This window comes from Paracoccus lutimaris (assembly GCF_003337565.1).
Classification (GTDB): Bacteria; Pseudomonadota; Alphaproteobacteria; order Rhodobacterales; family Rhodobacteraceae; genus Paracoccus; species Paracoccus lutimaris.
In genome coordinates this window covers 70,407-92,743 of sequence record NZ_QPJL01000009.1, presented here as the reverse complement: position 1 = coordinate 92,743, position 22,337 = coordinate 70,407, and the positions used below count along the sequence as shown (strand labels likewise).

The 22,337-nt window shown below is 63.9% G+C and carries 17 protein-coding genes and 1 tRNA gene; 11 read left to right on the top strand and 7 right to left on the bottom strand.

Annotated features, from left to right (window positions below; translation table 11 throughout):
• Positions 1 to 8: 8 nt before the first annotated feature.
• The 5 genes from mnmE to DFP89_RS10075 all read right to left on the bottom strand — a co-directional run bounded on the left by mnmE (position 9) and on the right by DFP89_RS10075 (position 6,654).
• Positions 9 to 1,268: a tRNA uridine-5-carboxymethylaminomethyl(34) synthesis GTPase MnmE gene (mnmE, locus tag DFP89_RS10095; protein WP_114349261.1), complete on the bottom strand. Its 1,260-nt coding sequence runs from the start codon at positions 1,266 to 1,268 to the stop codon at positions 9 to 11.
• Positions 1,269 to 1,284: 16 nt separating this feature from the next.
• The gene (rho, locus tag DFP89_RS10090) at positions 1,285 to 2,556 is read right to left on the bottom strand and encodes a transcription termination factor Rho (protein ID WP_114349260.1); all 1,272 of its coding nucleotides are present in this window, start codon (positions 2,554 to 2,556) and stop codon (positions 1,285 to 1,287) included.
• Positions 2,557 to 2,689: 133 nt separating this feature from the next.
• Positions 2,690 to 3,136: a protoporphyrinogen oxidase HemJ gene (gene hemJ, locus DFP89_RS10085; RefSeq protein WP_114349259.1), complete on the bottom strand. Its 447-nt coding sequence runs from the start codon at positions 3,134 to 3,136 to the stop codon at positions 2,690 to 2,692.
• A gap of 380 nt (positions 3,137 to 3,516) precedes the next feature.
• The gene (locus DFP89_RS10080) at positions 3,517 to 5,592 is read right to left on the bottom strand and encodes a TRAP transporter permease (RefSeq protein ID WP_114349258.1); all 2,076 of its coding nucleotides are present in this window, start codon (positions 5,590 to 5,592) and stop codon (positions 3,517 to 3,519) included.
• 57 nt (positions 5,593 to 5,649) lie between these two features.
• Positions 5,650 to 6,654, bottom strand: coding sequence for a TAXI family TRAP transporter solute-binding subunit (locus DFP89_RS10075; RefSeq protein ID WP_114349257.1), 1,005 nt, complete (start codon positions 6,652 to 6,654; stop codon positions 5,650 to 5,652).
• A 234-nt stretch (positions 6,655 to 6,888) separates the two neighbouring features.
• Between DFP89_RS10075 and DFP89_RS10070 the strand changes: the two genes are divergently transcribed.
• The 11 genes from DFP89_RS10070 to DFP89_RS10020 all read left to right on the top strand — a co-directional run bounded on the left by DFP89_RS10070 (position 6,889) and on the right by DFP89_RS10020 (position 20,757).
• Positions 6,889 to 8,130, top strand: coding sequence for an aromatic ring-hydroxylating oxygenase subunit alpha (locus DFP89_RS10070; protein ID WP_114349256.1), 1,242 nt, complete (start codon positions 6,889 to 6,891; stop codon positions 8,128 to 8,130).
• Positions 8,130 to 9,206, top strand: coding sequence for an FAD-binding oxidoreductase (locus DFP89_RS10065; RefSeq protein WP_114349255.1), 1,077 nt, complete (start codon positions 8,130 to 8,132; stop codon positions 9,204 to 9,206). The genes DFP89_RS10070 and DFP89_RS10065 overlap by 1 nt, the downstream gene beginning before the upstream one ends.
• Positions 9,207 to 9,370: 164 nt before the next feature.
• Positions 9,371 to 12,454, top strand: a complete 3,084-nt coding sequence (gene fdnG / locus DFP89_RS10060; RefSeq protein WP_114349254.1) for a formate dehydrogenase-N subunit alpha — start codon at positions 9,371 to 9,373, stop codon at positions 12,452 to 12,454.
• Positions 12,451 to 13,440 carry a formate dehydrogenase subunit beta gene (gene fdxH, locus DFP89_RS10055; protein ID WP_114349253.1) on the top strand — a complete coding sequence of 330 codons (990 nt, stop codon included), beginning with the start codon at positions 12,451 to 12,453 and terminating at the stop codon, positions 13,438 to 13,440. Before fdnG ends, fdxH begins: the two co-directional genes overlap by 4 nt.
• Complete coding sequence (locus DFP89_RS10050) at positions 13,440 to 14,126, top strand: formate dehydrogenase subunit gamma (protein WP_114349252.1); 687 nt, start codon at positions 13,440 to 13,442, stop codon at positions 14,124 to 14,126. Before fdxH ends, DFP89_RS10050 begins: the two co-directional genes overlap by 1 nt.
• A 44-nt stretch (positions 14,127 to 14,170) precedes the next feature.
• A complete protein-coding gene (gene fdhE, locus DFP89_RS10045; protein ID WP_114349251.1) occupies positions 14,171 to 15,079 on the top strand; it encodes a formate dehydrogenase accessory protein FdhE in 909 nt (302 codons plus the stop codon).
• Complete coding sequence (gene selA / locus DFP89_RS10040; protein ID WP_114349250.1) at positions 15,079 to 16,416, top strand: L-seryl-tRNA(Sec) selenium transferase; 1,338 nt, start codon at positions 15,079 to 15,081, stop codon at positions 16,414 to 16,416. Before fdhE ends, selA begins: the two co-directional genes overlap by 1 nt.
• The gene (selB, locus tag DFP89_RS10035) at positions 16,413 to 18,374 is read left to right on the top strand and encodes a selenocysteine-specific translation elongation factor (protein ID WP_114349249.1); all 1,962 of its coding nucleotides are present in this window, start codon (positions 16,413 to 16,415) and stop codon (positions 18,372 to 18,374) included. The genes selA and selB overlap by 4 nt, the downstream gene beginning before the upstream one ends.
• Before the next feature lie 132 nt (positions 18,375 to 18,506).
• Positions 18,507 to 18,602: transfer RNA gene (locus DFP89_RS10030), tRNA-Sec, on the top strand.
• Positions 18,603 to 18,651: 49 nt separating this feature from the next.
• Positions 18,652 to 19,707, top strand: a complete 1,056-nt coding sequence (locus DFP89_RS10025; RefSeq protein ID WP_114349248.1) for an aldo/keto reductase — start codon at positions 18,652 to 18,654, stop codon at positions 19,705 to 19,707.
• Positions 19,708 to 19,794: 87 nt separating this feature from the next.
• Positions 19,795 to 20,757 carry an NAD(P)H-dependent flavin oxidoreductase gene (locus tag DFP89_RS10020; RefSeq protein WP_114349247.1) on the top strand — a complete coding sequence of 321 codons (963 nt, stop codon included), beginning with the start codon at positions 19,795 to 19,797 and terminating at the stop codon, positions 20,755 to 20,757.
• Between the two features lie 203 nt (positions 20,758 to 20,960).
• Here DFP89_RS10020 and rpsO read toward each other — a convergent pair whose 3' ends face one another.
• Positions 20,961 to 21,230 (bottom strand): 30S ribosomal protein S15, encoded by a 270-nt coding sequence (gene rpsO, locus DFP89_RS10015; RefSeq protein ID WP_114349246.1) that lies wholly within the window; start codon positions 21,228 to 21,230, stop codon positions 20,961 to 20,963.
• A 143-nt stretch (positions 21,231 to 21,373) separates the two neighbouring features.
• A complete protein-coding gene (locus tag DFP89_RS21025) occupies positions 21,374 to 22,252 on the bottom strand; it encodes a calcium-binding protein (protein WP_281271204.1) in 879 nt (292 codons plus the stop codon).
• Positions 22,253 to 22,337 lie beyond the last annotated feature (85 nt).

The window sequence follows — 22,337 nt, the reverse complement described above, 5'->3', positions numbered from 1 at the left end:
GTGAAACCCTATTTCCCGATACAGAACGAGGCAAAGATCTCGTCCAGATAATCCTCGGCGCCAATCCGCCCCACCATCACCGCCAAAGATTGCGCCGCCTGACGCAAGGATTCAGCAAGAAATTCCGGTGGCAGCTGACGATCCACCTGTAGCGCTGCCGCGGCCCGCACCAAAGCCTCAGCCTGCCTTTTGTGCCCGACAAGACCAGAATCGGCAGCCCGGACACGAAGGCGATCATAGACCATATCCAGAAGCTCGGCGACCCCTTCCCCAGTCCGTGCCGAAACGGAAATCCCCGACCCGGAAATCAGATCCGCCTTGGAACGGACAAGGATATCACCATCCCTGACCGGCTCGGCGCTCATGCCGTTTTCAGCCAGATGTATGCGTAAATCGGCGGATTCCGCACGTTCCCGCGCGCGTTGGATGCCCATGGATTCCACGGGATCGTCACTATCGCGCAATCCGGCCGTGTCAAGGAATGTCACGGGAAGGCCGCGCAGGTCAGTCCGCAGTTCAAGAACATCGCGTGTCGTGCCGGCGATGTTAGTCACCAGCGCGATCTCTCGCTGACCGATCCGATTGAGAAGGCTGGACTTTCCGGCATTTGGGGGGCCGATGATCGCGACCTCATAGCCGTGCCGCAGCCGCTCCGTTGCCGGATAGCTGGCCAGCATACCTAGAATTTCGCTACGAACCTCTTCAATCAGTGCGAAGACCTCGTCGGGAACGTCTTCAGGAACTTCTTCGTCGGCGAAATCGATGCTGGCCTCAACCAGGGCTCCGGCCCGGACAAGCTTTGCCCGCAATGCGTCAGATTTACGACCCAATTCCCCCTCTGTCGCGCGCATTGCCAGCTTGCGCTGCGCCTCGGTCTCGGCAGAAAGCAGATCGGCCAGACCCTCGGCCTCAGCCAGATCCATGCGCCCGTTCAAAAAAGCCCGGCGGGTGAATTCCCCAGCTTCAGCACGGCGCAAACCGCGTGCCAACAAGGCTTCTGTCAGACGATTAGCAATGACCGGAGCACCATGCAGATGCAGCTCAGCCACCTCTTCCCCGGTATAGCTGCCCCCTTCCGGGAACCAGATCACCAAGGCACGGTCGATCAGGTCATCGCCGTCCCGCAAGGCACGCAAATAGGCCTTGCGCGGTTCAGAAATCACACCAGCTAGGGATTCCAGGGCGCTGCGCGCCCTGGATCCGCTCAGGCGAATGACGGAAACACCCCCGCGGCCGGGGGGCGTAGCCTCGGCAAAGATCGTGTCCACCGCATCCCCCGCGCCGTCAGGCGTTCATCGAATCGAAGAACTCGGAATTGGTCTTGGTCTGCTTCAGCTTCGAGATCAGGAACTCGATCGCATCGGTCGTGCCCATCGGGTTCAGGATGCGGCGCAGCAGATAGGTCTTTTGCAGATCCTTGGCATCGACCAGCAGCTCTTCCTTGCGGGTGCCGGATTTCAGGATATCCATAGCCGGGAAGACACGCTTGTCAGCGACCTTGCGGTCCAGCACGATCTCGCTGTTGCCGGTGCCCTTGAATTCTTCAAAGATCACCTCGTCCATGCGCGAACCGGTATCGATCAGCGCCGTAGCGATGATGGTCAGCGAACCACCCTCTTCGATATTCCGCGCGGCACCAAAGAAGCGCTTCGGACGCTGCAAGGCATTGGCATCGACACCACCCGTCAGCACCTTACCCGAGCTGGGCACCACAGTGTTGAAGGCCCTACCAAGTCTTGTGATCGAATCAAGAAGGATCACAACATCTCGTTTGTGCTCGACCAGACGCTTGGCCTTTTCGATTACCATTTCCGACACGGCGACGTGGCGGCTCGCCGGTTCGTCAAAGGTCGAGGAAATCACCTCACCCTTGACCGAGCGCTGCATGTCGGTGACCTCTTCCGGGCGTTCGTCAATCAGCAGAACGATCAGATAGCATTCGGGATGGTTCTTTTCGATCGAATGCGCGATGTTTTGCAAAAGCACCGTCTTGCCGGTGCGCGGCGGCGCCACGATCAGCGAACGCTGGCCTTTGCCGATCGGCGCGACCAGATCGATGATCCGGGCCGAGCGGTCCTTGATCGTCGGATCCTCGATTTCCATTTTCAGCCGCTCATTGGGGTAAAGCGGCGTCAGGTTGTCAAAGGCGACCTTATGACGGGCCTTGTCCGGGTCCTCGAAATTGATCTTTTCGACCTTGGTCAAGGCGAAATAGCGCTCATTTTCGCCGGGTGCGCGGATCACGCCCTCGACCGTGTCGCCGGTGCGCAGGCTGTGCTGGCGGATCATGTCGGGGCTGACATAGATGTCGTCGGGACCGGGCAGATAGTTCGCCTCGGGCGAGCGGAGAAAGCCGAAACCGTCCTGAACCACCTCAAGCACGCCATCGCCGCCGATATCCCAGCCGTCCTCGGCGTGTTCTTTCAAGAGCGAGAACATCATCTCGCCCTTGCGCATGGTCGAGGCGTTCTCGATTTCCCATTCCTCGGCCATGGAGAGCAGGTCGGCCGGGCTTTTGGCTTTCAGATCGGACAGGTTAAGGCGTTCTTCGGTCATACTTGGCCCTATGGACGCGGCACGCCGACAGGGTCGGGGCGCGTGGGGAAACTGTATCAGGAAAATTCCCGCCGGACGGCGGGTGCGGCTGACATAGGCAGTTTTCCCCTGCGAGTCAATTCCCGCCCGGTTTTCAGAACCGCAGGATCACCGAAACCACGATCACGACCATAAGCAGCGTCGGCAATTCGTTCATCATCCGATAGCGCCGCCCCGTCAGCCCCTGCCCGCGCGCCAAGGCCTTGCGCTGCCCGGCCAGCCACATGTGAAACCAGGTCATGCCCAGCACGCCCGCTGCCTTGCTCCAGGGCCAGAGATCGCTCCAGACCACGACTCCGGGCGTCAGGACCAATGCCAGACCCGCAAGCCATGTCACGACCATGGCCGGGTTCATGATCATGCGCAGCAGCTTTTCTTCCATGATCTGGAAGGATTGCGCCGGCTCGCCGCCATTCTGGCCGCGTTCGGCGTGATAGACGAACAATCTGGGCAGATAGAACAGCCCTGCCATCCAGGAAATCACCGCCATCACATGCAAGGATTTCACCCAAGGGTAAGCAAGGCTCAGAAAGTCAGTCATCGGGCACCTCTGTGCCGTACTTCTCTTAAAATAAGATGAAGATAAAGAAGGATGATGTTGTGGTAGGGCCTGTGGATGACGGGAAAACCGTGTTTCACGGCAAAAATCCCCAAGCCGGCCCTGCTGTGCATAAATTTCCGAAATAATCCAGAATCTCGATTTTTCGTTTTTTTGTAGATGTTTGCACGAATGATCCCTGTGGATGAATTTGTGGAAAGCGGATTCGCTCACAGGCTGTGGGCAAGATCGCTCGGCTTGTCGACATGTGGAGAAATTGTCAGCGTTCCTGACCTGTTCACGGGTCTGATCCACAGGCATGAAAAAGGGGGCGGGATCCCCACAGATCCCGCCCCCTGAGTCGCCCGGTCTTATCCACAGAGTTATGCCGTGGCGCTGCCCCTTGCGATCAGCTGGCGCGCCGCGATGGGCGCCATGATGGCGATGCCGATTAGCGTCGCGATCAGATGCGGCGCCACCAGCAGGATGGCGGCAATGACCAGAAGCGCGCGCTCGATCCGCCAGAGCGGGCCGAAAAGCCAGCCGGTGATGGCCGAGGACAGCGCCCAGATACCCAGCATCGCGCCCCCTGCCGCCAGGAAAAAGGCGGGCCAGGTAAAGCCGTCCGTCACCAGCAGCAGCGCCGGCTGGAAGGCAAAGACAAAGGGCACCAGCGCCTTGCCCATGGACAGCCGGAAGGCGGTATTGCCGGCGTTGAAGGCATTGGCATTCGCGATCCCCGCCGCGGCATAGGCCGCCAGCGCCACGGGCGGGGTCACATCCGCCAGCACGCCGTAATAAAAGACGAAGAAATGCGCGACGATGTCCTGCACGCCCAGCAGGCCAAGGATCGGCGCCGCCACCGCGACCATGATGATATAGTTCGCGGTCGTCGGAATGCCGCAGCCCATCAGCACGCAGACCACCGCCGTCAGCAGCAGGGTGAACAGCAGCGTCCAGCTGGGCACCGTCATCACCTCAAAGGGCAGGAAAGCCAGCGCGGCATGGACCGATTCCGCCCAGCCGGCGGCCAGACCTGTCACCATATAGGCGATCTTGAAGCCGACGCCGGTCAGCGTCACCACGCCGATCACCACGCCGACCAGCGCGGCGGCGGCGGTCACCGACAGCGATTGCTTGGCACCCAGCACAAAGCCCTCATAGACGCCATGGGCGGTGGCCTTCAGCCCCTCGGGGATGCCGCGGGCGCGGACCTCCTGGATGATCAGGACGGCGGTACAGGCGGTGATCGACCAGAACGCGGCGGCAAAGGGTGTGCGCCCCGAGACCAGCACCCCGATCAAGATGATCAGCGGCAGGACCGACAGCCAGCCGGCCTTGAACACCTTCCAGGCATTGGGCAGCTCGCTGGGGTGCAGCCCGCGCAGGCCAAGGCGCTTGGCCTCAAGATGGACCTGAACCAGCACGCCAAAGAAATGCATGAAGGCCGGGACCAGCGCGGCGGTCAGGATCGTGGTCAGTGGCACGCCCAGATATTCGATCATCAGGAAAGCCACGGCGCCCATGACCGGCGGGGTGATCTGTCCCCCGGTGGACGAGGCGGCCTCGACCGCGGCGGCGAAATGGCGCGGGTAACCGACGCGGATCATCGCCGGGATGGTCAGCGCGCCGGTCGTGACCGTATTGGCGATCGAGGACCCCGAGATCGACCCCAGAAGCGCCGAGGACAGGACCGAGACCTTGGCCGGCCCCCCCGCATAGCGCCCGGCAGCGGCGCTGGCCACGTCGATGAACAGCTGCCCCAGACCGATCCGCGTCGCCATGACGCCGAACAGCACGAAATGGAACACATAGGTCGCGATCACCCCCAGCGCGGTGCCATAGATGCCCTGGCTGGTCAGATACAGGTGGTTGACGATATTGGTCCAGCTGGCGCCCGGATGGACGAAGATGCTGGGCATGTACTGCCCGAAATAGGCATAGGCCATGAACAGGATGGCAATGACCGGCAGCGGCCAGCCCATGGAACGGCGCACCGCCTCAAGCAGGACCACGATCAGGATCGTGCCCATGACCACGTCGATGGTCAGCGGATTGCCGACGCGAAAGGCCAGTTCGTCATAGATCCAGGGCACATAAAGCGCCGTGATCGCCCCGGCAAAGGCCAGTACCCAATCGACCAAAGGCAGGCCCAGAAAGGCCAGCGGGCCGCGCGCGACCTCGCCCTTGCCCCAGGCGGCAAAGGCCAGAAAGACCACGAACAGCGTCACTGCCATATGCAGCCCGCGATGGACGACGGCCTGCGGAATCCCGAAACCGGCGGTGTAATAGTGATAACAGGACAGAAGAAACAGCAGGATACCGGCCAGAATGGCCACCGGGCGCAACAGATCCCTGAACCGCAGTTCGGGGTCAAATTTCTCCTCGATTTCCTGCAGCTGATCGGCGGTCAGCAGGTCCGGCTCGTCATAATGTTCGGGTCGCTTGTTGTCGGTCATTCTTTTTCGTCCCTGCTGAAGCAAAGGGCGCGGATCATCTCCGCGCCCCGTTTGGTCTTATTTCAGAAGCCCGGCTTCCTTGTAGAAGCGCTCGGCCCCCGGATGCAGGGGCAGGCCCAGTCCGTTCAGGGCGTTTTCCTTGACGATGGCCTTGCCCTTGGCATGGCCGGCATCAAGCTGCTTGCGGGTATTGTCGTTCCACAGCGCCTTGGTGATGCCATAGATCAGCTCTTCGGGCTGGTCGGCCGAGGTGATCCACTGCGCGCCGACCGAGATGGTGGCGACATCGGCCGCCTGACCTTCATAGGTGCCGGCCGGGACCACGTCCTTGGCAAAGAACTTGTAGTCCGCGGTGATCTTGTCGGCCAGTTCGCCGTCGATCGGGACGATCACCACCTCGTGCTGGCTGGCCAGCTCGGCGATGGCGCCGGCCGGATAGCCGCCGACAAAGAAGAAGGCGTCCATGGCGCCGTCCTTCATGCGGTCGGCGGCCTGATCGGGTTTCAGATATTCGGGGGTGATGTCGGCCTCGCCCAGACCGGCGCCGTCCAGAATGATCTGCGCATCGACCAGCGTGCCCGAACCCGGCTCGTCCAGCGAGACGCGCTTGCCCTTGAGATCCGCGACCGAGGCAATGCCGGAATCCTTGCTGGCGATCAGGTGGATCGATTCAGGATAGAGGTTGGCGATGGCGCGCAGCTTGGCGGCGGCGGGCTTGCCGTCCCAGATGCCGGTGCCGGTCTGCGCCCAGGCGGCCACGTCGCCCTGGACAAAGCCGGATTCCAGCGTGCCGCCCTCGATGGCGTTCACGTTGGCGACCGATCCGTTCGAGGCCAGGGCCGAGGCGACCAGCCCCGGCACCCCGCAGGCGCCGCCATCCTCGCAGGCGCGCGATCCGGGCGGGGCCGAGATCGCGTTCGCGAGCAACCCGCCGATCGGGTAATATGTGCCTGCCGTGCCGCCGGTGCCGATACGGAAAAAGCTCATCTCCTGCGCGCCGGCAAAGCCGCCGACGGTCACCGCAATTGCGGTCGCAAGACCCAGAATGCGTTTGGTGAACATGGATACTCCCCTAGATATGGTTGTTCTTGGTCGAGGTTAGACGCAGCAAAGCCGGTTAGACAACCGTTCTATGTCTAGGCAATTCCACGTATCCCGGCGCTGCCCGCTCGCATCGGCGTGAAGCGCCGGCGTCAGATTCCGTCATCGGGTGGTCGCATTTGATGAATTGCTTTTCGCGAAACCCGTGCAATTCTGGCCCGGACAGCCATCATGCCAGCCACCGGAATCCCAGCCATGCTGAACACAGCCGAAATCCTGAACGAGCTTGACCAAAGGCGGAAAGATTATTCGCTCAGCCACGACCTTTACTGCGACGAAGGCGTCTATCGGGCCGATCTGGAAAACCTGTGGTATCGTGAATGGGTCTTTGCGATCCCGGCCTGCGACATCCCCAAGACCGGCAACCACGCCACCCTGCAGATCGGCGAATATCCGATCCTCGTGGTGCGCGGCGCCGATGGCCAGATCCGGGCATTCCACAATGTCTGCCGCCATCGCGGCCAGAAACTCTGCCCCAAGGAAAACGGCTCGTCGCCGAAACTGGTCTGCCCCTATCACCAATGGACCTATGACCTTGACGGCCGGCTGTTGTTCGCGCGCGACATGGGGGCGGATTTCGACGCCTCGAAATTCAGCCTCAAGCCGGTGCATTGCCGCAGCGATGGCGGGCTGGTCTATATCTGCCTGGCCGACACGCCGCCGGAGTTCAGCCGTCTGGGCGGCTTCATGAACGACTATGTCGGTGCCTCGGATCTGGTCAGCAATGCCAAGGTCGCCTTTACCTCGACCATCGTCGAGAACGGCAACTGGAAGCTGGTGATCGAGAACAACCGCGAATGCTATCATTGCGGCGGCAGCCACCCCTCGCTTTGCCGGACCTATTCCGACAATCCGCTGATGACGGTGATGGAGGGGCCGAATGCCGCCTCGCCCGAGATCCTTGCCCATTGGGACCGCTGCGACAAGGCGGGCCTGCCGGCGCGTTTCGTCAACGATCCGGGGATGCAGTGGCGGTTCGCCCGCGTGCCGCTTTTGAACAATGCCGAAAGCTTCACCATGTCAACCAAGGCGGCGGTGAACCGGCGCATGGGCACGATCCCGTGGAACGACGCCGGCAGCCTGATGTTCTATCACTTCCCGTCGAGCTGGAACCACTTCCTGCCCGACCATGCCATCGTTTTCCGCCTGCTGCCGATCAGCCCGACCGAAACCGAGGTCACCAGCAAATGGCTGGTCCACAAGGACGCGGTCGAGGGCAAGGATTACGACCTGAAGGCCCTGACCGAGGTCTGGCTGAACACCAATGACGAAGACCGCCGCGTGGTCGAGGAAAACCAGAAAGGCATCCTGTCCCCCGCCTATGAGCCCGGCCCCTATTCCCCCAATCAGGAAGAGGGCGTGATCCATTTCGTCGACTGGTATGTCCGCACCATGCGCGACCGGCTGTCCCCGCGTCCGGCCATGGCGGCGGAATAATGGCGACGCTGATCAAGGCATTCGGCGACACGCCGTGGAAGGATGACGAGCCGCTGGAATGCGCGATGGTGGTGCCCGAAACCTCGGACACCGCCACATTCACCTTTCGCGCGCCTTCGGGGGCGTGGTTCGACTATCAGCCCGGCCAGTTCGTCACGCTGGACCTGCCGGTGCCGGGCGGCAACGTCCAGCGCACCTATACGATCAGCTCCAGCCCCTCGCGGCCGCTGTCGATCTCGGTCACGGTCAAGGCCCAGCCGGGCAGCACCGGCGGGCGCTGGATGATCGACCATCTGCGCCCCGGCATGCGGCTGAAAGCTTACGGCCCCGCCGGGATCTTCAGCTTCCTGCGGCACGAGGCGCCGAAATACCTGTTCATCTCGGCCGGGTCGGGGGTCACGCCCCTGATGTCCATGACCACATGGGCCTGGGATTCGGGCGAAATGCCGGACATCGTCTTTGTCCATGCCGCGCGCAGCCCCAGCGACATCATCTTTCGCCAGCGGCTTGAGGGCATGGCCGATCGCGTGCCGGGCCTGCAATTGCGCTTTTCGGTCGAGGAATCCGACCCGTTCCGCACCTGGCACGGCTATCGCGGCCGGCTGAACCAGATCATGCTGGGCCTGATGGCGCCCGACTACCTGGACCGCGAGGTGTTCTGCTGCGGACCCGAGCCCTTCATGCAGGCCGTGCGCGACATGCTGGTGGCGCTGGGCTACGACATGGAGCGCTATCATCAGGAGAGCTTTGGCGCCCCGGTCCGCAACGAGGCCGACGCCCCGGTGATCGACGACGTCATCCCCGACGAGGCGACGGGCGCCGAGATCACCTTTGAAAGCTCGGGCGTGACGGCGAAATGCCACGAAACCGACACCGTGCTGGCGGTGGCCAAGGCCAATGGGTTGAACATTCCCTCGGGCTGCACCTTTGGATTGTGCGGCACCTGCAAGATCCGCAAGACCAAGGGCGAGGTGCATATGGTCCATAACGGCGGCATCTCGGACGATGACATCGAAGAGGGCTATATCCTTGCCTGCTGCTCGCATCCGATCGGGGCGGTTTCGGTCGAGGTCTGACCGGCATTCCCCCGCCAAGGGCGAAATCCGGTAAAAACGAAAACAATTCCGGGGGTTGTGGCGCTACCAAGTAGTTACAACCCCGACCTGCCAGCTTGACAGGATGGCGCTGCCAAGCGCATTCTTTCGTCACCTATCTATTCGACAGGCAGCAGGAGGGGATCATGAATATCGACCTCTCGCGTCGGGGCTTTCTAAGGCTGGCCGGCGCGGGTGTTGCGGCAACATCGCTGGGGGCCATGGGCTTCGGCGGGGCCGAGGCGGCGGAGCAGGCGCATGTGCGCGCCTTCAAGCTGGCCTCGACGACCGAGACGCGCAACACTTGTACCTATTGTTCGGTCGCTTGCGGCATCCTGATCTATTCCAAGGGCGATCTTGCTGCCGGCGAGACCGCCGAGATCGTTCATATCGAGGGCGACGCGGACCATCCGACCAACCGCGGCTCGCTGTGCCCCAAGGGCGCGGCGCTGAAAGATACGGTGCATTCGCAGACCCGGCTGACCCAGCCGCGCATCCGCCGTCCCGGCTCGGACAAGTTCGAGGAAATCACCTGGGAGGAGGCGCTGGACAAGATTGCCCGCGCCCTCAAGGATGACCGCGACGCCAACCTGATCCAGAAGAACGAGGCGGGCGTCACCGTCAACCGCTGGACCAGCACCGGCTTTCTGGCGGCCTCGGCCACGACAAACGAAACCGCATGGCTGACCTACAAGGTGGTCCGCTCCATGGGGATCGTCGGCTTCGACAACCAGGCACGCGTTTGACACGGACCCACGGTGGCCAGTCTGGCCCCAACGTTCGGTCGCGGCGCGATGACCAACTCCTGGACCGACATCCGGAATACTGACCTTGTCATCGTCATGGGTGGCAATGCGGCCGAGGCACATCCCTGCGGCTTCAAATGGGTGACCGAGGCCAAGGCGCATCGTGGCGCCAAGCTGATCGTGGTGGATCCCCGCTTCACGCGGACCGCCGCCGTTTCGGATTACTATGCGCATATCCGGCCCGGCTCGGACATCGTCTTCCTGATGGCGACGATCAACTGGATGATCCAGAACGACAAGGTGCAGTGGGAATACGTCAAGAACTTCACCAATGCCGCCTTCATTGTGAAGGACGAATTCGGTTGGAGCGAGGGGCTGTTCTCGGGCTATGACGCCGAAAAGCGCGACTATGACAAGTCGAGCTGGGAATATGTCGTGGGCGAGGACGGCTTTGCCCAGGTTGACATGACGCTGAGCCATCCCCGCTGCGTCTGGAACCTGCTGAAAGAGCATGTCTCGCGCTATACGCCGGAACTGGTGGAACAGGTCTGCGGCACGCCCAGGGACAGGTTCCTGCATATCGCCGGAATGATCGGCGAATGCTCGGCCCCCGACAAGACCATGACCTCGATGTATGCGCTTGGCTGGACCCAGCATTCCAAGGGCTCGCAGAACATCCGCGGCATGGCGATGCTGCAGCTGATCCTGGGCAATATCGGGGTGCGGGGCGGCGGCATGAACGCGCTGCGCGGGCATTCCAACATCCAGGGCCTGACCGATGTCGGGCTGATGTCGAACCTGATCCCCGGCTATCTGAACATGCCGACGGAAAAGGATTCCGACTGGGCCACCTATATGAGCAAGAAGGGCTTCAAGCCATTGCGGCCCGGCCAGACCAGCTATTGGCAGAACTACCAGAAGTTCATGGTCAGCTTCCTGAAAGCGATGTGGGGCGATGCCGCCACGGCCGGGAATGACTGGGCCTTCGACTATCTGCCCAAGCTCGACGTGGCCAATTACGACATCCTGCGCATGTTCGAGATGATGGATAAGGGGCAGGTGAACCTGTATTTCTGCCAGGGCTTCAACCCGCTTCTGTCCTTCCCCAACCGGGGCAAGCTGACCTCGGCGCTCAGCAAGCTGAAACTGCTGGTCGTCATGGACCCGCTTGAGACCGAGACGGCGCATTTCTGGGAAAACCACGGCGAACATAACGACGTGGACACGGCCTCGATCCAGACCGAGGTGATCGAGCTGCCCACCACCAGCTTTGCCGAGGATGACGGCTCGCTGGTGAATTCGGGCCGCTGGATGCAGTGGCACTGGGCCGCCGGGACCCCTCCCGGTCAGGCGCAGCGCGACACCTGGATCATGTCGGGCATCTTCAACCGCGTGAAGAAGCTTTATCAGGACGAGGGCGGGCCCTTCCCCGACGCGATCCTGAACCTGACCTGGAACTATGCCGACCCGCATGAGCCCTCGGCCGAGGAGCTGGCCAAGGAACTCAACGGCCGGGCGCTGGAAGATGTCTATGACCTCAAGGATCCGACCAAGCTTCTGGCGGCCAAGGGCAAGCAGGTGGCGAATTTCAGCCAGCTGCGCGACGATGGCTCGACCATGGCCGGGTGCTGGATCTTCTCGGGGTCGTGGAACGAGGATGGCAACATGATGGCGCGCCGGGACAATGCCGACCCGGACGAGACCGGCGCCTATCTGGGCTGGACCTATGCCTGGCCGATGAACCGGCGGATCCTGTATAACCGCGCCTCGGCCGACATGCAGGGCAAGCCCTGGGATCCGACCCGCAAGCTGATCGAGTGGAACGGCGAGAAATGGACGGGCTATGACGTCCCCGACATTTCGCCCACCGCGAAACCCGAAGAAGTCGGCCCCTTCATCATGAACCCCGAGGGCACCTCGCGGCTGTTCACGCGGGGCATGATGCGCGACGGGCCGTTCCCGACGCATATGGAGCCGTTCGAATCCCCGATCGCGAACGTCTTCAACCCGGAACTGCGCGGCAACCCGGTGGCGCGGGTCTTTGCCGACGATCTGGCGCAATTCGCGACCAGCGACGAATTCCCGTTCGTCGCGACCTCGTATCGCCTGACCGAGCATTTCCACTATTGGACCAAGCACAACCGCATCAACTCGGCCTTGCAGCCCGAATTCTTCGTCGAACTCAGTGCCGAGCTGGCGGCGGAAAAGGGCATCGAAAAGGGTGGCTGGGTGCGGGTCTGGTCCAAGCGCGGATCGGTCAAGGCCAAGGCGCTGGTCACCGGGCGGATCAAGCCCATGCAATGCGGCGACAAGACCGTCCATTGCATCGGCATCCCGCTGCATTGGGGCTTCATGGGCGCGGCCCGCAAGGGCTGGGGGCCGAACAGCCTGACGCCCTTTGTCGGTGACGCGAACGTGGAAACGCCGGAATTCAAGGCGTTCCTCGTCAATATCGAACCCATCAAGGGGGAGGCGGTATCGTGACCACGGATCCCAATCTGGACAGCCCGCGCACGGCGGTTTCCAACCCGCCGATCCAGCCGATGCCGGTCAATCTGGGGCCGGGCGATGTCGTCCGCGCATCGGCCATGCCCGACTTGCCGGCGCCCACGCGCGAGCTGACGCCGGTGGCCAAACTGATCGATGTCAGCAAATGCATCGGCTGCAAGGCCTGCCAGTCGGCCTGCGCCGAATGGAACGACACCCATCCCGAGATCGGCTTCAACACCGGCTCGTATCAGAACCCGGCCGACCTGTCGGACCAGATGTTCACGCTGATGCGGTTCAACGAATACGAAAACCCCGAGACCGGGGATTTCGAATGGCTGATCCGCAAGGATGGCTGCATGCATTGCGAGGATCCGGGCTGCCTCAAGGCCTGCCCGGCACCCGGCGCCATCGTGCAGTATTCCAACGGCATCGTGGATTTCATTTCCGACAATTGCATCGGCTGCGGCTATTGCGTCACCGGCTGTCCCTTCGACATCCCGCGCATCAGTCCGACCCAGCATGTCAGCAAGAAATGCACGCTGTGTTCGGACCGCGTGGCGGTGGGACAGGGCCCGGCCTGCGCCAAGGCCTGCCCGACCCAAGCCATCGTCTTTGGCACCAAGGAGGACATGGTCACCCATGCCAATGCCCGGGTCGAGGATCTGAAATCGCGCGGCTATGACAAAGCCGGCATCTATGATCCGCAGGGCGTCGGCGGCACGCATGTCTTCTATGTGCTGCAACATGCCGACAAGCCGCAGCTTTATTCCAACCTTCCCGCCGATCCCAAGATCTCGGGCGTGGTGGAAAGCTGGAAGGGCGTGACCAAGACCGTCGGCCTTGCCGCCATCGGTCTGGCCGCGGTCGGTTCGGTCCTGCACGGGCTTTTGTCGCGCGGCAACAGGGTCACCGCCGAGGATGACCGCGAGGCCAAGGAACTGGTCGAGCCCAGCCTGCCCGCGCAAGACAAGGAGGCGTGATGAGCAAGCGCTACTATTCGCAACCGGGCGACCGGATCAAGGAGTTCAATCCGGTTGTCGTCAGCCGCTATCGCGGCTTTACCCGGGCCAATCACTGGCTGACCGCTTTCAGCCTGATTGCGCTGCTGCTGTCGGGGATGGCGCTGTTTTCGCCCTATCTCTATTTCCTGACCGGGCTTTTCGGGGGCGGCCAGACGACGCGCTGGCTGCATCCCTTCCTGGGGGTGTTGCTGTTCTTCAGCTTCCTGGTGCTGTTCTTGCAGCTTTGGCGGCTGAACCTGCCCAAGCCCGAGGATGTGACCTGGGTCGAAAAGATCGGCGACGTGGTCAAGGGGGATGAGGAAAAGCTGCCCGAACTTGGCAAATACAATGCCGGGCAGAAATTCGTCTTTTGGGCGATGTCGGGGCTGATCGTGGCGCTGGTCGTTTCCGGCGTGATGATCTGGCAGCAGTATTTCCCGGATCTGGTCTCGATCCCGGCTCGACGCTGGGCGGTGCTGGCGCATTCGCTGGCGGCGGTGGCGATCATCCTGGTCTTTATCCTGCATGTCTACGCGGCGATCTGGACCCGAGGCACGATCAGCGCCATGACCCGGGGCACGGTGACCGGCGGCTGGGCCTGGCGGCACCATCGCAAATGGCTGCGCGAACTGGCTGGACGTGAACGGCGCGACCCGGCAGAGTAGCCTCAAAACCAGCTCAGGTGGCCGGTTCGGCCCATAAGGAAGTCATGTCCACGACACTGCAACCCGACCCCTCGATGATCGGCGGGATCGCCAAGGTTCCCTTGGCGCGCCTGCCCGATCCGGGGACCATCTTTGCCACCCGCGCCGGACGCCTTGAGTTTCTGGCCGGCTATAACGCCAATCTGGCGCCCTATCTGCGCTTTCTGGCTGGTATCTGCCGTGCGCAGGACGCGCTGGTCCGGGAATTGCCCGCGCCTGATCCGGTGCCCGCCGACCGGATCGAACTGGCCCGCGCCAACCGCATGCCGCCCATGGACCGCAATGCCATGCGCGCGGGTCTTGCGCCGGCGCTGGACCGGCTTATCGAAAAGCTGGCGGGTCTTGAGATGCCAGAACCCGCGCGACTGGCGCTGGCCGCGCTGCGCGAGGCCGCGCCTGCGGATCGCGACTGGGTGATGACCAATGTCCTGACCGACACCATCCCCGAGGACAGCGTCGCCCCGCATCTTTTCGCCGCCGCCGCGCTACAGGTTCATGCCGCGATGCTGGCCGCGACCTTGCCGGCCGACCGTCTGGTCCCGATCCGCATCGGCACCTGTCCGGCCTGCGGCGGACGCCCTGCCGCCTCGATGGTGACCGAGAACATGGGGGCCGAGGGCGCGCGCTATTGTTCCTGCGCCACCTGCCAGACGCTCTGGAACGAGGTGCGGGTGAAATGCACCTGCTGCGGTTCGACCAAGGGCATCACCTATCGCTCGGTCGAAACCGGCGAGGCGACGATCAAGGCCGAATGCTGCCGCGAATGCGGCAAATGGGTCAAGATCATGTATCAAAACAAGAATCCGACGCTGGAGCCCATCGCGGACGATGTCGCCAGCCTTGGCCTTGACCTGATGATGCGCGACACCGAATGGGCGCGCGGCGGCTTTAACCCCTTTCTTGCGGGCTATTGATGTCCGGCCTGCGCGCGCTTCCCTCGGTGGATCGCCTTTTGGGCGAATGCGGGGCGCTGATCGACGCCCATGGCCGCGCCTCGGTGACCGAGGCGCTGCGGACTGCGCTGGCCGAGATCCGGCGCGATCCACCCCAGCCCCTGCCCGACGCGAGCGCGATCCTGCGCGCGGTCGGCAATGTGCTGGCCGATCAGGCGCGCTCGGCCCTGCGCCCGGTGCTGAACCTGACCGGCACCGTCCTGCATACCAATCTGGGCCGCGCGCTGCTGGCGGATGAGGCGATTTCCGCCGCCGTCGCCGCCATGCAGGCCCCGGCGGCGCTGGAATTCGATCTGGACAGCGGCGGGCGCGGCGAACGCGACAGCCATCTGCGCGGCCTTTTGTGCGAACTGACCGGGGCCGAGGACGCGACGGTCGTGAACAACAACGCCTCGGCGGTGCTGATCGTCCTGAACACATTGGCCCGGGGGCGCGAGGCCGTGGTTTCGCGCGGCGAGCTGATCGAGATCGGCGGCGCCTTCCGCATGCCCGCGATCATGGAACAGGCCGGCTGCCACCTGCGCGAGGTGGGGACCACCAACCGCACCCACGCCAAGGACTACCGCGAGGCGATCGGCCCTGAGACCGGCCTGCTGATGAAGGTTCATACCTCGAATTACCGCATCGAAGGCTTCACCAAGGAGGTCCCCGCCCCCGAACTTGCCGGCATCGCGCATGAGGCAGGGTTGCCCATGGTCAATGACCTTGGTTCGGGCACGCTGGTCGATCTGCGCCGCTGGGGCCTTTCGCCCGAACCCACCGTGGCTGAGGCCGTGGCCGAGGGCGCCGATGTGGTGACATTCTCGGGCGACAAGCTGCTGGGCGGTCCGCAGGCGGGCTTCATCGTTGGCCGGCGCGAGATCATCGCGAAGATCAACAAGAACCCGCTGAAACGCGCCCTGCGCATGGACAAGATCCGCATCGCCGCGACCGAGGCGACCCTGCGGCTGTATCGCGACCCCGACCGGCTGGCCGAGCGTCTGCCCACCCTGCGCATGCTCTCCCGCCCCGAGGCCGAGATCCGCGCGCAGGCCGAACGCCTTGCGCCTTTGGTTGCCGGGCTGCTGGGCTGTCAGGTCCGCGTCATCCCCTGTGCCAGCCAGATCGGTTCGGGCGCGCTGCCGACCGAAACCATTCCCAGCGCCGCACTGGCCCTGACCCCCGCGCCCGAGGCGCTGGCCGAAAGGCTGCGCGGGCTTTCGACCCCGATCATCGGCCGCATCCATGACGGCGCGCTGATCCTTGACCTGCGCTGCCTGCCGGGCGACGCGGCGCTGCTGGATGCGTTGCGCGGATGATCGTCGGGACGGCGGGTCATATCGACCATGGCAAGACCGCGCTGGTCAAGGCGCTGACCGGGATCGACGCTGACCGTCTGGCCGAGGAAAAGGCCCGCGGCATCACCATCGATCTGGGCTTTGCCTATGCCGATCTGGGTGCGGGCGCGATCACGGGCTTTGTCGATGTGCCGGGTCACGAGAAATTCGTCCATACCATGCTGGCTGGCGCGGGCGGCATCGATCTGGCGCTGCTGGTCGTCGCCGCCGATGACGGCATCATGCCGCAAACCCGCGAACATCTGGCCATTCTGGACCTGCTGGGGGTCTCGCGCGGGATCGTGGCACTGACCAAGGCCGATCTGGCCGGGCCGGACCGCATCGCCGCGCTTGGCGCCGAAATCGCGGCGGCGCTGGCCCCGACCTCGCTGGCGGGGGTGCCGGTCATGCCGGTCTCGGCGCTGACCGGGGCGGGGATATCGGAATTGCGCGACGCGCTGGCTTTGGCCGAGGCGGAAACCACCGCCCGTGCCAGCGATGGCCGTTTCCGGCTGGTCATCGACCGCAGCTTTACCCTTGCCGGCACCGGCACCGTGGTCACCGGCACGGTGATTTCGGGCCGGGTCGCGCTGGGGGATCAGGTCACGATCAGCCCCTCGGGGCTGGTGGCGCGGGTGCGCGGCATTCATGCCCAGAACCGCAAGGCCGATCAGGGGCTGGCCGGGCAGCGCTGCGCGCTGAACCTTGCCGGCGACGGCATCACCCGCGAGGCGATCTCGCGCGGGGATGTTGCGCTGGACCCGGCTTTGCACGCGCCCAGCCAGCGCATCGATATCGGCCTGCGGGTGCTGGACACGGAACCAAAGCCCCTGACCACATGGTTTCCCGCCCGGCTGCATCTGGGCGCGGCCGAGGTCGGCGCCCGCATCGTGCCCCTGCAAGGCCCGCTGGCGCCGGGCGAAACCGGGCTGGCGCAGATCGTGCTGGATGCGCCGGTGGCGGCGGCGATGGGCGACCGCTTTATCCTGCGCGACGTCTCGGCCCGGCGCACCATCGGCGGCGGCCATGTCATCGACCTGCGTGCCCCGGCCCGGCACCGCGCAAGGCCCGCCCGGCTGGAGACGCTGCGCGCCATGGCCCTGCCGGGTCCGGTCCGGGCGCTGGCCGCGCTGGCAGATCAGGCGCTGGTCGATCTGGACGGCTTTTCCCGTGACCGGGCGCTGTCCGGGGCGCAGCTGGACCGCGCCGTGGCGGATTCGGGCATTGCCACCATCGCCGGCACCCGCCACGCCCTTGCCCCTGCCCGGCTGGAGGCGCTGCGTCAGGCGATGCTGGACCAGCTGGCGGTATTTCACGAAGAAAACGCCGATCTGCAAGGGCTTGGCCGCGAACGCCTGCGCCTGATGCTGGAACCCCGCCTGCCCAAGGATGTCTTTGCCGCCTTCATCCGCACCGAGGCCGAGGCGGGCCGCATCGCGCTGGACGGCGCATTCCTGCGCCTGCCCGGCCACTTGCCCCGCCTTTCCCCCGAGGATGAGGCGCTGCTGACCCGCATTACCCCGCATCTGGGCGGCGATGAACGCTTTCGCCCGCCGCGCGTGCGCGATTTCGCTCATGAGTTCGGCGCTGACGAAAAAGAGGTCCGCCGCATGATGCGCATGGCCGCGCGGCAGGGACGCCTTGACCAGATCGCGCATGACCATTTCTTTGCCCGCGCCACCACGCTTGAAATGATCGGCATCATCCGCGAACTGGGCGCACAGGCCCCGGATGGCTGGTTCAGTGCGCCTTTGTTTCGGGATCGGGTCCAGAACGGGCGCAAGGTGGCGATCCAGATTCTGGACTTCTTTGACCGGCTGGGCCTGACCCTGCGCCGGGGCGATCTGCGCCGGGTGAACCCCCACCGGATCGACCTGTTCAGCCCCGAGGATACAGCCCCCCGGCAGGACATTGCCGCGACCCCGGATGGCGGTGCATGATCCCGGTTCCGCTTGGCCGAAATCCCGTGCTAAACAGGCGCCATCGCGCCCTGCCCGCCAGGATGGCGATGCGGAACAGCCGGTCTCAAGACTGGCCTTTGAAAGACAACCCGTTGTAAACAATGGGACTATGGAAGAGATTCGTCCCCGGTGGGGCGGCCGGACTTCAAATCCGGTTGGGGCAGCGAGCCTGTCCCGGGTGGGTTCGACTCCCACTCTCTTCCGCCATTTTGGTCACGATTTGGGCCGCGATCCTGGCCCGTGGGAAAGGACAGCGATGCAAAGCCTGATGCTTGGGAACAGCGGCGTTTCGGTCAGTGCGATCTGTCTGGGGACCATGACCTATGGCAACCAGACGAACGCCGATGACGCCCATCGCCAGATGGACCGGGCGCTGGATGCCGGGATCACATTCCTTGACACGGCCGAGATGTATCCGGTCAATCCCGTCCGGCGCGAGACTGCCGGTCGCAGCGAGGAAATCGTCGGCGACTGGCTGGCGGCGCGCGGCGGGCGCGCGGGCGTCCAGATCGCCACCAAGGCGACCGGCCCCGGCGACATCCTGCGGCGCGAGGGTTTTGACGGCAGGATCCTGCGCCAGACCATCGATGCCTCGCTGTCGCGGCTCAAGACCGATTACATCGACCTTTATCAGCTGCATTGGCCGGTGCGCGGCGGCTATGCCTTTCGCCAGAACTGGACCTATGATCCCTCGCGTCAGGACAAGGCGCGGACGCTGGACCACATGGCCGATGTGCTGGACGCCATCGCCGAGGCGCATAAGGCCGGCAAGATCCGTGCCTTTGGCCTGTCGAACGAATCCGCCTGGGGCACATTGCGCTGGATCGACACGGCCGAACGTCTGGGTGCGCCGCGTGTCGTGAGCGTCCAGAACGAATATTCGCTGCTTTACCGCCCCTATGACACTGATCTGGCCGAGGTGGCGGTGAATGAGGACGTGACCCTTTTGGCCTATTCGACGCTGGCCGGGGGTCTTTTGACCGGGAAATATCTGCGCGGGGCCGAACCCGCCGGCAGCCGCGCTGCCGTGGACCGCGCCAATGGCGGCAAGGGCGATATCGGTGGCCGCCGCACCCGCCGGGCCGAGGATGCCGTCACCGCATGGCACAAGCTGGCGGCCGAGCTGCGCTTTGACCCGGTCCATGCCGCGATCAGTTTCACCCGACAGCGGCCCTTCCCGGTGATCCCGATCATCGGCGCGACCGATCTGGCGCAGCTGGATCATCTGCTGGCCGGGCTGGATTATCACCTGCCCGAAGACGCCCTGCGCCGCGTCCGCCAGTTCCACCGCGACCATCCGATGCCCTACTGAGCCAACCCTCCGGGCCGACGTCACGGAAGCATTGGCAGGACAGCGCGCGGCATGCAATCTGCCCCCGACCCGTTCGGAGGAGAACCCATGCTGCCGCCCATCCTTGCCAATCTGCGCATTCCCGTCGTCGCCTCGCCGATGTTCATCGTCTCGGGGCCGGAACTGGTCATCGCCCAGTGCAAGGCCGGGATCGTCGGCAGCTTTCCGGCGCTGAACGCCCGCGAAAAGGATGGCGAGCCGTCGATGCTGGAGGCATGGCTGACCCGCATCACCGAGGAACTGGACCGCCACAATCAGGCCAATCCCGACCGACCGGCGGCACCTTTCGCGGTGAACCAGATCGTGCACCGCTCGAACGCGCGGCTTGAGCGGGATATCGAGATCTGCCACCGCCACAGGGTTCCGATCTGGATCACCTCGCTGGGCGCCCGCCCCGAGGTGAACGCCGCCGCCCATGATTGCGGCGGCATTGCGCTGCATGACATCATCAACAACGCCTTTGCCAGAAAGGCCATCGAAAAGGGCGCGGACGGGCTGATCGCGGTCGCTGCTGGCGCGGGAGGCCATGCCGGCCCGCAATCGCCATTCGCGCTGATCCAGGAAATCCGCGAATGGTTCGACGGTCCGCTGTTGCTGTCAGGTGCAATCGCCACCGGCCGCGCGGTGCTGGCGGCGCAGGTGATGGGCGCAGATCTGGCCTATATCGGCAGCCCCTTCATCGCGACCGAGGAAGCCAATGCCCAGCCAGATTACAAGCGCATGATCGTCGAAAGCGGCGCCATGGATATCGTGACCTCGTCGCTGTTCACCGGGGTGTCGGGGAATTATCTGGCGCCCTCGATCCGCAATGCCGGTCTGGATCCCGACAATCTGGAGAAAGCCGACGCCTCGGCGATGGATTTCAACAGCGCGAAGCCCAAGGCCTGGAGCCAGATCTGGGGCTGCGGCCAGGGCATCGGCGCCGTGCATGAGGTGGTCCCGGTTGGCACGATGGTGGACCGGCTGGCCGCGGAATATGCCGAGGCGAAAAGAGCCGTGGCGGCGATGTAAGGAAAAGGCGAAGGCCTGACGCCTCCTCGAACGCCCGAAAGAGGGAAGCGCATGTTCCGGACATAGGCCCTGCCCCGCCCGGTGCATGCCCAGGCGGATCCCCGATTTCATCGAAAGCGTTCGGTCCGTGAAAAGCGCCGGAAGATATGAAAAACGCCCGCGACCTGCGTCACGGGCGTTGTCAGTTCTGCCTTTGGCCGGTCTTAGCGGCGCAGGCCCAGCTTGCCGATCAGCGCGGTATAGCGGGCTTCGTCCTTGCGCTTCAGATAGTCCAGCAGCTTGCGGCGCTGTGCGACCATCATCAGCAGACCGCGACGCGAGTGGTTGTCTTTCTTGTGCGTCTTGAAATGCTCGGTCAGCGTGGCAATGCGCGAGGACAGGATCGCGACCTGCACCTCGGGCGAGCCGGTATCGCCTTTCTTGGTGGCGAATTCGGTCATCAGGCGGTTCTTTTCTTCAACCGTAATCGACATCGGGGGCTCCTTTCAGAGTCAGAGGGTTATGGCGCAGGCCGGGATGTCGTCCAGCAAGGCCCATGGAGAATCCGCCGGGATTCGGCCCAGCGGATGCGCGCGTTTAGCAGGGTTTCCCCGGAATTGAAACGGTTTTCTGCGCGTTACGCGGCGGGCTGCATCGCGGTCAGGATGATATCATGCAGGTCCAGCTCCTGCGCGTTCAGCAACCGTCCGACCGCCACGCCGTCCATGCGGATCACGGCGGCGCCCTCGGCATCGCGGTCCAGCGAAATCACCGGCTCGACGCCGCTGCCGTCATCCTCATAGCGCAGTTCGATCTGATCGTCCGAGCCATTGTAATCGCCGATGGTCGGCACGCTGCCGGTGCCGGGCTCGTCCAGTACGAAGCGATCCTTGCCGATGCCGCCCTCGACAAAATCCCCGGCGCCGCCGACCAGCGTGTCATCGCCTTCGTCGCCATGCAGCCAGGCGCAGTCGTCATCTTCCGAGCCGTAAAGCAGATCGTCGCCCTCGCCCGCGTCCAGATCGTCTTCGCCGGCCCCCGCGATCAGCGTGTCATTGCCGGAATTGCCCGAGATCCAGTCGGTACCTGCGCCCCCCTCCAGCAGGTCGTCGCCTTCGCCACCGAACATGGTGTCATTGGCCGAACCGCCAAGGATCGTGTCATTTCCGCCCTGCCCGGCCAGCGAGTCCTGATCCGCGCCACCATCGATGAAATCATTGCCGCCGACGCCGTATTCGCCGTCGCCATAGATCCAGTCGGTGCCGGCGCCGCCGCGCAGCGTGTCGCCGCCCAGCCCGCCATGCAGGTCGTCATTGCCGCCATGCCCGGTCAGCACATCGTCGGTGTCCTCGCCACCGATCCAGTCGGCGCCTTCGGTGCCATCCACCGTCAGCCCTCGTTCGCCGCCCTCGCCGCCCTCATCGTCGTCATCTTCGTCAGAAGTGCGACCGAGGGCGGTCGTATCGACCGCTAGCCCCATGAACAGCAGACCAATCAGACTACCCAGCATCAGCATTGGGGATACTCACAAAATTCATGCAACCCTGAGGATAACAATAGCGATCAGACAGCGATTCGGCATCCGTTATGTTAATTGAGGG